Source organism: Limnothrix sp. FACHB-406 (assembly GCF_014698235.1).
Lineage (GTDB): Bacteria > Cyanobacteriota > Cyanobacteriia > CACIAM-69d > CACIAM-69d > CACIAM-69d.
This window is the reverse complement of record NZ_JACJSP010000003.1, coordinates 258,430-270,408: the sequence shown is the minus strand read 5'-3', so window position 1 is coordinate 270,408 and position 11,979 is coordinate 258,430. Positions and strand designations below refer to the sequence as shown.

Below are 11,979 nucleotides of genomic sequence, written 5' to 3'. Positions count from 1 at the left end.
CTGCTGAATGGTTGCTGGTCTCTTGGCTGGCGGCCTGGCGGGCCCACTGGTAACGGCTCCCTGACTCTCTGTTTTTCCGATTGCTCTCTGGCCTAAATTCCTATGACTGCTTACTTTGATGCTTCGCGCACGGTTCGTGACGATCGCCCGGCCCGCAACGGCACTCCCCCCGTTGAACATAGCCCCGCTCCTGATTTGCGCCGTTTCCAAGATGCAGTCGATGCCCTGAAGGCGGAGTTGGAACGATCGGGCCGGCCCGATCGATTCGTGATGGAAAAGATGGAGCAAATTGAGCAGTTTGCGGAGTCGATCGGCACGGCCCTGGTGACCACCGATGGGGAAGCGGCCAGCGGGAACCGCCTACCGGTGGATGGGATCGATCGCACTATCGAAGACAGCCAAAGTTTGGATGAGCTGCTGCGGCGGCTTTGCCAAGAATTGCGGTTGCAACTCTCGGCCGATCGGGTGGCCATTTACCGGTTCAATTTCGACTGGACTGGGGAATTCATCACCGAATCCATGGCCCCCGGTTGGATGGCCCTGGTGGGGAACACCTTCCGCGACACCTACTTTGAAAGCACCCAAGGCAACCGCTACAACACCAAGGATGTCTACCAATGCGAGGACATCTATCGCGGTGGCCTCAGCGCTTGCCATGTGCAGCTCATTGAACGGTTCCAGGGACGAGCCTACATGATTGCGCCGGTTTTCCAGGGCGATCGCCTGTGGGGGTTGCTGGCCATTTATCAAAACAGCGGCCCGCGCCCCTGGAGTCCCCTGGAAGCGGAGCTGGTGAAATATGCCAGCGATCAGGTGAGCCGCAGCATTGCCCAGCTCAGCGCGATCGAGAAACTGCAAAAACAAGTGGGCCGCCAACGGGCGATCGCCACGATCGTGGACAAGATTCACCAATTCCTGGATCTGGCCACGATTATGCAAACCACCACCGACGAACTGCGAATTTTGTTGGAGTGCGATCGCGCCGCCGTCTATCGATTCAGCGACGACTGGAGCGGCGATTTTGTCTCGGAATCCGTGGGTCGGGGCTGGAAACCGCTGTTGGGCAAAACCTTCCGCGACAGCTATTTTGAGCGCACCAAAGGCGGCCGCTACATCAACGGCGAAACCCTGACCGTGGCGGACATCCAAACCCAAGACTACGATCCCTGCCACCTAAAACTGCTGGAACAGTTCCAATGCCGGGCTTACATCATCGCCCCCGTGATTGCCAGCGATAAGCTGTGGGGACTGCTGGCGGTCTATCAAAACGATCGGGTGCGCAGTTGGGAGCCGGAAGAAACCGACCTGGTGACCCAAATGGGCCAGCAAATGGGTGTGGCGGTGCAACAGGCGGAATATCTGAAGCAGCTTCAGGATCAAAAACTACAGCTTGAGCGCAATGTGCAGCAAGACCGCGCCCTGCTGACGGTGATGAACAAAATCCGCGAATCCCTGGACATTGACAGCCTCTTTGCCACCACCACCCAGGAAATTCGCCAAATTTTCCAGGCCGATCGCGCCTGCATCTTCCGGTTCGATCCGGACTGGAGCGGTGAGTTTGTGGCCGAAGCGGTCACCCCCGGTTGGCAACGACTGCTCGATCGCGATGGGGCCGGCCTGCGGGATGGCAACAACCGACGGGGCGGGCGCTCCCTGGCCCGCGTCGAAGACAGCTATTTGCAAGACAACCAGGGCGGTCGCTATCGCCAGGGCGAAACCCTGCTGGTCAACGACATTTACCAAGCCAACTTCAGCCGCTGCTATCTTGACCTGCTGGAGCAATTCCAGGCCAAGGCCTACGCGATCGCCCCGATCTTCAAGGGCAATGACCTTTGGGGCCTGTTGGCGGTTTACCAAAACAGCAACTCCCGCCAGTGGGAAGAACTGGAAGGGCAGATTCTGTCTCGGTTGGGAACCCAACTGGGCTTGGCCCTGCAACAGGCCGAGTATGTGGAACAGCTCAAAACCCAAGCGGCCCAGCTCCAAAAATCTGCTGAACGGAATAAGGCCATTTCCGCGACGATCGACAAAATTCGTGCTTCCCTGGACATCCGCACCATCTTCCGCACCACCACCACGGAATTGCGCCAAATTCTGGAGGTCGATCGGGTCGGAATCTATCAATTCCAGCCTGACTGGAGCGGGCAATTCATGGCGGAATCCGTCGGCCCCGGTTGGTTGCGGCTGTTGGACTCTCCCGACAGCGATGGCAGTGTCCAAACGGAAATGAGCGATTGCGAAGCCATCAACAGCTTGACCCAAGCTCGCCCCGCCAACGCCGGCCGAGTGCGAGACACCTACCTTCAGGAAAACGAAGGGGGCCGCTATGCCCGAGGCGAAAGCTTTGTGGTTCCTGATATCTACAAAGCCGGGTTCACCCCCTGCTATTTGAGTGTGTTGGAACGGTTCCAAGCCCGCGCCTACGCCATTACCCCGATCTTTCAGGGCGATCGACTGTGGGGGCTGCTGGCGGTTTACCAAAACAGCGGCCCGCGTCAGTGGGAAACCTCAGAAGTGGAATTCGTGGCCCAGGTGGGGGCACAGTTGGGCATTGCCTTGAAGCAGGCGGAAACCCTGGCAGAATTGCAGCGGAAATCAGCCCAGGTGGAAGAGGCCGCCCAACGGGACAAGGCCGCCCGCGAAGCCCTGCAACAGAAGGCCCTGAACCTGCTGATGGCGGTGCGGCCCGCCCTGGAAGGGGATCTCACCGTGCGCGCGCCGATTACCGAAGACGAAGTGGGCACGATCGCCGATGCCTACAACAACACCCTGCAAAGCCTGCGACAGATTGTGGTGAAGCTGCAAGAAACGGCGGCCAAGGTGTCCAATACCTCCACCACCAGTTCCAGCGCCATTGGTGAGCTGTCTAACCAAGCCCAGCAACAATATCGGGCCCTGCTGGAGGCGGTGCAGCGGGTGCAAACCATGGCAGAAGCTAGCACGGACGTGACCCAAAACGCCCAGCAGGTGACCCAGGCGGTGCAACGAGCCACCAACACGATCCAGGAAGGCGATGCAGCCATGAACCGGACGGTGGATGCCATTCTGTCGATTCGGGACACGGTGGCGGAAACGGGGCGTAAGATTCGGGCCCTGAGCGAATCGTCCCAAAAGATCTCGAAGATCGTGAGCCTGATTGGCAACTTCACCACCCAAACCCAACTGTTGGCGCTGAATGCTGCCATTGAGGCAACGCGCGCCGGGGAATATGGTCGTGGCTTCACGGTGGTTGCCGATGAAGTGCGATCGCTCGCCCGCCAGTCGGCCGATGCCACCACGGAAATTGCGGCCCTGGTGGAAGAGATTCAGGCGGAAACCCAGGCGGTGGCCCAGGCCATGGAAGCGGGGATTCAGCAGGTGGTGGCGGGGACGAATCTGGTCAGCGATACCCGATCGAACCTGAGCGAAATTGTGGATGTGACGGCCCAAATTGGCCAGTTGGTGGAGGGCATTAACCAAGCCGCCGCCAGCCAAACCCAACAGGCCCAAGCGGTGGCCCACACGATGACGGAGGTGGCGACGATCGCCGATCGCACCTCTTCCAGTTCCGTGGCCCTGACCGCTTCCTTTGAGGATCTATTGGCCATGTCCCAAGAGCTGCAAGCCAGTGTGGGCCGGTTCAAGGTCAACTAACGGCTGAATGCCTTAGCCCCGATCGCCAGGGGGTGATCGGGCCGCTCCTGAGTTGCGCCTCGGTTGCCCCCGATGCCCCCTGTTGCTGCTTTGCTTAACCCCCGTTCGTTTTTCCAACAGACCAAAACCAGGTCGTTTCCGGTAGCCCCCTATGCTCGATCCCGCCATCCGCGAGGAAGCCTACGGATACTTCCTCAGTGAGTCCCAAGACCTGCTGCGATCGATCGAGACGGATTTGTTGCAACTGCGCGACGATCCCTCGAAACAGCGGATCCATGCCCTGATGCGTGCCACCCACACCCTGAAGGGGGCTTCCGCCAATGTGGGGTTGGAAACCATCTCCACGATCGCCCACCACATGGAGGACGTGTTTCGGGCCCTGTTTGACCCGGAAGCGGAAGTGGAGGTGGAACTGGAGGGGCTGTTGTTTCAGCTCTATGAATGTTTGCGCTTGGCCCTGACCACCCAATGGGAACAGGGACGGGAGGCCGATCAAGAGGTGTTGGATCAGGCGATCGATGCCTTTGCCCGGATCCAAACCCTGTTGGGAGACTGCTTTGAGCGCGAACAAAAGTTGCCCACCTCTGCTGAACTGGGGTTTGACCTGGTGCAGTCGATTTTTGAAACGGGGGTGAAGGAGCGGATCGATCAGTTGGCGACGCTGGTGGCGGCGGGGGATGGGCCGGCGGCCTTGGAAACGGTGGCCACCCAATCGGAGGTGTTTACGGGCTTAGGGGAATCCTTGGGGCTGCCGGGGTTCCAGGCGATCGCGGAGGCGGCACTCCAGGCCGTGGCTCACCAGGGCGATCGGCCCTTGGTGGTGGCCCAGGCGGTGTTAAGCAATTGGCAAGCGGCCCAAGAGGCGGTTTTGGCGGGCGATCGCACCCAAGGCGGTGAAGTGTCGGCGGAATTGGCGGCCCTGGCGGGTCAGGAGCCGGAACCGGGAGACCTGGGCGATTTGACCGAGGGCACGTTGGATCTCAGCATGGATCTCAGTGATGAGATGCCGGCCGGGTGGTTGGACTTGACCGAGGGCACGTTGGATCTGACCACGGATTCCCCGCCAGCTCCCACACCTGCCCCCCCGATTGCTGGGGGATCGCCTGCGGTTGCCGCACCTGCTCCAGCGCCCGTTGCCGCACCGGTTCCGGCCCCGCCCAATTCCCCGCCTGCCCCTTTGGTGACGGCGGAAACGGCCCCCCGTGGAACTCCGGAACCGGCCCGATCGGCGGAACCGCAACGGGTGGACAGCAAACCGCTCACCCCAACTCCCCTGATTCGGGTGGAGATCGATCGGCTGCAATCCCTGCAACACCTGGTGGGGGAGCTGTTGATTAATGAAAATCGTCAAAGTTTGCAGGATGAACAGTTGCGATCGGCCCTGGAACGGTTTCGCCAAGGTCTGCGCCAACACCGTCGCCTGCTGGCGGAAGCACGCGATCGACTGGAAAAGCGTCCCACCGATCGCCGATCGCTCAATGGTTCTCCCGCCGCCACCAGTGCCAACGATCTGATTTTGCAACAGTCGATCGATGCGGCCCTCGACAGCGCCGAGCGGCTAGATTCCACGGCGGAAGTGGTGGAACGCTATGCCCAACAAACGGCCACCACCCTCGACAAACAACGCCGATTATTGGGCCAGGTGCGCGACAGTTTGATGGATACCCGAATGCAACCGGCGGCGGCCGTGTTCGATCGCTTCGGGCCCCTGGTGCGGCAACTGTGCGCCCGCTATGGCAAAACGGTGCATTTGCGAGTGGTGGGGGAGCGGGTTGCCATTGACAAGGTGGCGATCGAGCAGCTTTATGATCCCCTGCTGCACCTGGTGCGAAACGCCTTTGACCATGGCATTGAAGCGGTGGAAGAACGGCGCGATCGGGGCAAACCCGCCGAAGGGACGATCGAGCTGCGGGCCCAACAACAGGGCAACCATGTGTTGATTTGGGTGGCCGACGATGGCAAAGGCATCGACCCCCAACGGCTGCGACAGAAGGCGATCGAACGCGGTTGGCTCACGCCCGATCGGGCCCAAACCGCCTCAGACCAAGCCCTCTTGGATTTGCTATTTGAGCCGGGCTTTTCCACCGCCGATAAAGTCACCGATTTGTCTGGGCGCGGCGTGGGGTTGGATGTGGTGCGATCGCAAATGCGATCCCTCAAAGGCTCCGTCACCATCCAATCGAGTCCCGGGCGTGGCACGGCCTTCATTCTGCGCGTGCCCCTGAGTTTGATGACCGCTCGCCTGTTGGTTTGCCAGGCCGATCGCGCGGCCTACGCCCTGCCCTCAGAAAGCGTCCGCCAAATTCTGATTCCTCAACCGGAACAAACCCAAATGCTCGGGGGACAGCGAATTTTGCGGTGGCGAGCCAGCAGCGAAGATCCCGAAATCACCATTCCCATTCGCAAACTGGCGGAACTGATGCGCTACAGTTCCTTGGCTCCGGGCCTGTTGCGATCGGACATGGGCGCAATCACGCCATTTTTGAGCAATCGCCTCGCGCCCTTGCTGTTGATGGATGCCGGTGACACCCCCGTGGCGATCGAGGTGGATGGGGTTGTGGGTGAACAGGAACTGGTGTTGCGGCAACTGTCGGAAGCCCTGCCCGCCCCGCGCTACATCTATGGCTGCACCATTTTGGGCGATGGGCGCATGGTCTTGGCGATCGACGGTAACGAACTGTTGACCCAAGTCGAGGCCGTGCCGATCGTTGCTGCCGCGCCTCCGGAGTTGCCCCAGCCCGCCGCTCCGCCAGCGATCGCGCCGGAATTGCCCGCTGAGTTGCCCAATGCCCCGATCGCGCCCCACAGTCCCACCACCGCCCAAGGCAGCAAAACCCTGCTGGTGGTGGAAGATTCCGACACCGAGCGCCGCCTTTTGACCCTGACCCTGGAGCGCCAGGGCTATCGTGTGGTGCAAGCGGTTGATGGGTTGGAAGCCTTGACCCAGCTTCGGCAGCGCTCCGATATTGATCTCGTCATTTCTGATATTGAAATGCCGCGCATGACGGGTTTAGAGTTCTTAAACGCCCGCCGCCAGCATCCCAACGCCGCCCAAGTGCCCGTGATCCTGCTGACTTCCTGTAGCGGCACGCAATATAAACAGGTGGCCCTGAGTTTGGGGGCCGCAGACTATATGCTGAAGCCCCACGTTACCCCGGAGTTGGTGGCCAGCATTGAACGGTTAACGGGCGATCGAGCGGCGGCAGTGGTTTAGGCCTAAGGGTGACCTCAATCACCTCAATCATCCATGGAGCGATCGGGCAAAAACCAGCCAGCTCCTAGCTCCGGCGGCTCTTGTTGGTGGCCAGCTTCAAGAAACTCTGGTAAGTAGTGGCGATCGCCTGGACGCGACGGGCCTGATCCGCATAGACACATTCCCATTGCGTGACGGCGCGACCTTCCCGGGAGCAAATGCCCAACAGGCCCGAAGCCCGGTTCGTGCCATTGCGGATGTCCAACCGATCGTTGCTGTCTAAATAAAAGGAAGCCGTTCGGGCCCAAGCATAGGCCTCCAGCCCTGAGAGACCCCCCCGCCGAGCGATCGCCAAGGCCTGGGGGAACCAGCGGGAGTGAACCGGGCTGGCTTGGTTATACAGGTCGATCGCGTTGACCAAGGCTTGCAAATCTTCGTAGGGATCAATGCCAGCGGCATACAGATCCGTGAGGGCCGTGGGCAACCGCCCAGACAACCGCTCCACACAGGCGCGATCGGCCACGGCCAAGTTACCGCCACTGCGGCCCTGGTCACTGCAAGCCCCGTAGTTGGTGACCCGCTGCCCCCAAGACAAATTGCCCGGATCCGTGTGGCCGTAATAGTTCGGCGTGGGCTGCACAAACAAACTGCCGTTTTGCACCATCAACCGATAGTTTCCTTCGGCCACGCCCACAGCCACCACACCCATGGAGGTGGGGCTTTGGAAAATTTGGGCATAAACCGGCAGATCTTTTTGCAAATTAAACGCCCGCTGGGGAGCCTGCTCCATCCAAAACATCGTTTGACCGTTGGGAGCCGGTCGGGTGGGTGGCGCAGTGGGCGGCTTGGCATTGCTGGGTTTCAGCGGAGCGGCCGGCGTGGGACGGGCGGTGGTTGGGGCCGCTGCTGGGGCCGACTGGGTTGGGTTGGGTTGGCTACCGGTGGCTGTGCCTCCGGTGGCCCCTGTGCCGCTGTTGGGAGCAGCACCGGTTTGGCCGGGTGCTGCGCCGCTGGTGGTGGGAACCGTGGCCATGGATTCCAGGTTGGCGGCAAAGGGATCCGAAATGGGCACATCTCCGTTGCTGCCGCCGGTTGGCTGACTCGCGATCGAGCCGGAACCCGATCGGGAAGCATCATCACCGGGTAAATCAAAACTGAGAGGCGACACCGGCAAGGGTGTGCTGGCCTCCGTTTTGGGCTGGGTTTGCTTGCCGGCCGTGAGTGGCAGGGCAATTAACACGATTGCCGTGCCCGCAACGCCAAGGGCGATCGACCGTCCCCACAGGATACGCCCAGGGGAAGCTGGACTAGACACCAGGGAGTTTGCAACAGATTTCACGATCACAGGTTGCCAACCCAACGTTGACAAGAAAATAGAACAACCTACCGAGTGTCTACTTTAGCTTACGGTTTCAAATTGCACAGAATTATTTCGGGATCGTTGTCTTATAGGCGCGAATCGCTGCTTGTGTGCCTTGTTGTGCGCCTTGGCCGTCGTCAAGGGCGCTAACCTGCTGAAAAATCTGATTTGCCAGTTCTGTCACCGGCAAAGCACAGTGACCGGCAGCTTCCGCCACCAAACGCAAATCCTTTTGCATGTGGGCGATCGCAAAGCCCGGGGCCAAATCCTCCGCCAAAATTTTCGGCCCCAAATTCGCCAAGGCCCAAGATCCGGCCGCTCCGGTGCTGCAAACCTCAATCACCAACTGCGGATCCAAATCCTGGGCAGCGGCCAATTGCAGGGCCTCGCACAGGGCCAGCATGTGACCAGCGGCCAACACCTGGTTGCAGAGCTTCACCGCTTGGCCGCTGCCGATCGGGCCGCAGTGGCGAATGGTTTGGCCCATGGGAGCCAACCAAGGGCGCGATCGCTCAAAATCCGCCAGCTCACCCCCCACCATGATCGTCAAGGTTCCCCGCTGGGCCCCCACGTCTCCCCCGGAAACCGGCGCATCCAAAAACCCAAACCCCAGCGATCGCAAGGCTGTTCCCAGCTCGATTGCGGCCACACTCCCGATCGTGGTGAAATCCACAAACAGCGCCCCGGTTCGCGCCGCCGTTGCCGCGCCGCTCGCTCCCAACAACACCTGCTGCACATCGGGCACATCGCCCAAACAGGAAAAGACCAAATCCGCCTCGGCCACCGCTGCGGCCAAGTCGGGAGCGATCGTCACGCCCGCCGCCGCCGCTTGGGCCACCGTCGGGCGATCGGGCGTGCGATTCCAGCCCCGCACCGTTGCTCCACTCCGGGCCAAGTTGGCAGCCATGGCGCTGCCCATCACGCCCAATCCCAAAAATGCAATTTCGGCCATACTGTCTACTTCTTTGTTCCTAGTTCCTATTCTTGACCGGTCAGGATTCTTTGTTCGTAAGGAGTTCGTAAGGAGTTCCCAAGGAGATTGATGCAAGGGATCTGTGGGTTAGTTCCGGCAACAGCATCCCGATCGCAATCCCGATCGCACCCAAAACAATTGCTAATCAGGGTTCGATCGGGGAGGGGTACGGGATAGGCGATAATTGCCCTGGCGCTTGGGTTGCGCCGTTCCCGTTGTCTCCGTTGCGCACCATGTCCTACTTCGTTTCGCCCCGCTTCACCGAGAAAGTCGCCGTCCATGTGGTCAAGAACTTCTTGAACTTGCCCCGTGTGCCCGTGCCGCTGATTTTGGGCATTCATGGCAAAAAAGGCGAGGGCAAAACCTTCCAGTGCAACCTAGTCTTTGAGCAAATGGGCATCGACGCGGTGCATATTTCCGGCGGCGAATTGGAAAGCCCCGACGCGGGCGACCCGGCGCGGTTGCTGCGGTTGCGCTACCGGGAAGCCTCGGACATGGTGAAGGTGCGCGGGCGGATGTGCGTGCTGCTGATCAACGATATTGATGCGGGGGCGGGCCGGTTCGATCGCCTGACCCAATACACGGTGAACACCCAATTGGTGAACGCCACCCTGATGAACATTGCCGACAACCCCACCAACGTGCAGTTGCCCGGCAGCTACGACAGCGAGCCGGTGCGCCGGATTCCGATCATCGTCACGGGCAATGACTTTGGCACGCTCTACGCGCCCCTGATCCGCGACGGGCGGATGGACAAGTTCTATTGGGAACCGACGGCGGCGGAACGGCTGGAGGTGGTGCGCGGCATGTTTGAGGGTCTGGGTTTGGCCGATCGCGCCGTGGCCGAACTGGTGGAAACCTTCCCCAACCAATCCGTGGACTTCTTTGGGGCCATGAAATCGCGGGTCTATGACGACCTGGTGCGGCAGTTCATCCAAGACACGGGCTTGGCGCAGGTGTCGAATCGGCTGCTGAAATCCAAGGAAGCGCTGCCCCAGTTTGCAGAACCGCAACCGACCCTGGAGCAACTGAAGACGATCGGGGCGGCCCTGGTGAAGGAGCAAGATCGAATTCGGGAGCTGCACTTGGTGGCGGCCTACAATCCCCACGGCGAGGCCAATGCCGCCAGCGAAACGGTGAGCCAAAACGGCCAAGGCGAAACCAACGGGCTACAGGGTCGATCGCGCCCCTACAGCGCCACTGCCCAACCGGAGCCGATCGCCGCCGAGCCGGCCGTGGCCACCCACACCCAAACCCAACCGATCGCCCCGGAAGCCAAACCCAGCGGCGTGCCCCGGCCCAAGCTAGAACCGGAGTTGCCGCCCTTGAGTGGCAATCCCGATTTGGAAGCGAAGTTGGAATATCGCAGCAGCCAGCGGCCGAAGTTGGTGCAGCCCTTGGGCCCGACGATTCGATCGCAGCTTGTGCCGATCGTCAACAACGGCTACCGGCTGGGAATCGAGGTGGCCGACAAGCGCCACTACAACGCGAATTCCTGGCAATGCTACGGAACGGCGGAACCGCACCAGGAAACCGAGGCGATCGGGAAGTTGGAAACCTGCCTGGCGGAAAACCTGGATTGTTATGTGCGATTGGTGGCGATCGACCCCGATCGTAAGCAACGGATCCGCGAAGTGATCGTCCAGCGCCCGCAATAGCCCGACCCCAAACCTCGCAGGGGCGCAAGCACAACCATTTTCACGCCGTCTTCGAGCAGGGGTGGGTCTTCGAGCAGGGTTTGAAAGTTCTGTTTGACGCGATCGAGCAGTTGTTGTTCGAGGGCGCTGAGGCTCGCTTGGGGCGATCGCCACTCGGGAAAAAAGTCGGCATCATCGGTCAGTTGCAACCCAAAGTCTTGTTTCAGGTTCCGAAGGGTGACATCTTGGGCAGCAATAATCTGGATCATGATGCTTGCTGTTAATCGATCAGGTTTGGTTTGTATCATCGACTGTGTGATATTCGCGGAAGCTTGAGCTACCTTGAGAGAAAAGCTTGAGTGATCGTTGCTATGCAGCCACCCTTTGATGATGCTTTGGCTCATATCGCCCACTCCCACGGTCATGCCGATTATGCTGCTATAGAGCCAACTCATCAGCATGATCAAACTCAAAGCGGGTTGGATCTCAATTCCCCGATCACTGATCCACACCCAACTCTTTTAACCTCAGATCTACTAGCTCATGAGTCCTCCTTGGGGTTCGGAGAGCATCCGCCGACTACAGCTAATCATGGCTTGGGTCATACAGACGTTCTGAATCTGAACGATGATCGCGCCTGGGGACAAGAATCGGCAACGTGGAATCCAAGCCTCGATTATCCAAGCTTCGATCATGGTGGCGTTTCTCCTTTCCGTGATTCGTCGATTCACGGTCATGACAGCCACACGCTCGAATCAACCCATGATTCACACCTTACTTCATCGCTCGAATTCCTCGCAAATTCCACTTCTTCCCACAGCCTAGAAACCCACTCTTCCGCCTGTTCTAGCCCAATTCATCCCGGCGACGATAATAGTGTCAAGATCTACGACGATGGCGATGTTTACTGGCATCGTTATGGGGGAGGCAAAGTTGGCACGGTGAGTGGACATAAGTATTACGACTGTTCGGGAAATCTTCTGGGTACACTTAAAAGCAATCTAGAGGTGGTGAATGCCAACGGTCATGTTTTGGGTTATGTCACACCCGGAGGCTGTGCCTATGCGGGAACCGGCAATGATGCGACTTTGTTTGCGAGTGGACTTTCGGCTCGCTGGGCAGCCGCGACATTAATTTTCAACCTGTCCCGTGCTTAATTTCTCATCGTTCCCACGCTCTGCGT

At 59.7% G+C, this 11,979-nt stretch carries 7 protein-coding genes; 4 read left to right on the top strand and 3 right to left on the bottom strand.

From position 1 onward, the window contains the following. Positions 1 to 102: 102 nt before the first annotated feature. Both H6G53_RS04710 and H6G53_RS04705 read left to right on the top strand, forming a co-directional pair. A complete protein-coding gene (locus tag H6G53_RS04710; protein WP_190531150.1) occupies positions 103 to 3,633 on the top strand; it encodes a GAF domain-containing protein in 3,531 nt (1,176 codons plus the stop codon). A gap of 151 nt (positions 3,634 to 3,784) precedes the next feature. Further along, complete coding sequence (locus H6G53_RS04705) at positions 3,785 to 6,847, top strand: hybrid sensor histidine kinase/response regulator (RefSeq protein WP_190531148.1); 3,063 nt, start codon at positions 3,785 to 3,787, stop codon at positions 6,845 to 6,847. A 64-nt stretch (positions 6,848 to 6,911) separates the two neighbouring features. Here the strand turns inward: H6G53_RS04705 and H6G53_RS04700 are convergent, their stop codons facing one another. Continuing rightward, positions 6,912 to 8,165, bottom strand: a complete 1,254-nt coding sequence (locus tag H6G53_RS04700) for a hypothetical protein (protein ID WP_190531146.1) — start codon at positions 8,163 to 8,165, stop codon at positions 6,912 to 6,914. Positions 8,166 to 8,253: 88 nt separating this feature from the next. Further along, entirely contained in the window at positions 8,254 to 9,138 is an 885-nt protein-coding gene (locus H6G53_RS04695) for an NAD(P)-dependent oxidoreductase (RefSeq protein ID WP_190531144.1), read from the bottom strand. 254 nt (positions 9,139 to 9,392) lie between these two features. Between H6G53_RS04695 and H6G53_RS04690 the strand changes: the two genes are divergently transcribed. Next, complete coding sequence (locus tag H6G53_RS04690; protein WP_190531142.1) at positions 9,393 to 10,817, top strand: AAA family ATPase; 1,425 nt, start codon at positions 9,393 to 9,395, stop codon at positions 10,815 to 10,817. Here H6G53_RS04690 and H6G53_RS04685 read toward each other — a convergent pair. Next, positions 10,742 to 11,065 (bottom strand): hypothetical protein, encoded by a 324-nt coding sequence (locus tag H6G53_RS04685; RefSeq protein WP_190531140.1) that lies wholly within the window; start codon positions 11,063 to 11,065, stop codon positions 10,742 to 10,744. The genes H6G53_RS04690 and H6G53_RS04685 overlap by 76 nt on opposite strands. A gap of 102 nt (positions 11,066 to 11,167) precedes the next feature. On the opposite strand from H6G53_RS04685, the gene H6G53_RS04680 reads away from it, so the two are divergent. Beyond that, complete coding sequence (locus H6G53_RS04680) at positions 11,168 to 11,953, top strand: hypothetical protein (RefSeq protein ID WP_190531138.1); 786 nt, start codon at positions 11,168 to 11,170, stop codon at positions 11,951 to 11,953. Positions 11,954 to 11,979: the final 26 nt, after the last annotated feature.

What these genes read in the sequence shown, in the direction of transcription:
- H6G53_RS04690 (WP_190531142.1), top strand. Translation starts at nt 9,393, where the DNA reads ATGTCCTACTTCGTTTCGCCCCGCTTCACCGAGAAAGTCGCCGTCCAT.
- H6G53_RS04695 (WP_190531144.1), bottom strand. Translation starts at nt 9,138, where the DNA reads ATGGCCGAAATTGCATTTTTGGGATTGGGCGTGATGGGCAGCGCCATG.
- H6G53_RS04685 (WP_190531140.1), bottom strand. Translation starts at nt 11,065, where the DNA reads ATGATCCAGATTATTGCTGCCCAAGATGTCACCCTTCGGAACCTGAAA.
- H6G53_RS04705 (WP_190531148.1), top strand. Translation starts at nt 3,785, where the DNA reads ATGCTCGATCCCGCCATCCGCGAGGAAGCCTACGGATACTTCCTCAGT.
- H6G53_RS04680 (WP_190531138.1), top strand. Translation starts at nt 11,168, where the DNA reads ATGCAGCCACCCTTTGATGATGCTTTGGCTCATATCGCCCACTCCCAC.
- H6G53_RS04710 (WP_190531150.1), top strand. Translation starts at nt 103, where the DNA reads ATGACTGCTTACTTTGATGCTTCGCGCACGGTTCGTGACGATCGCCCG.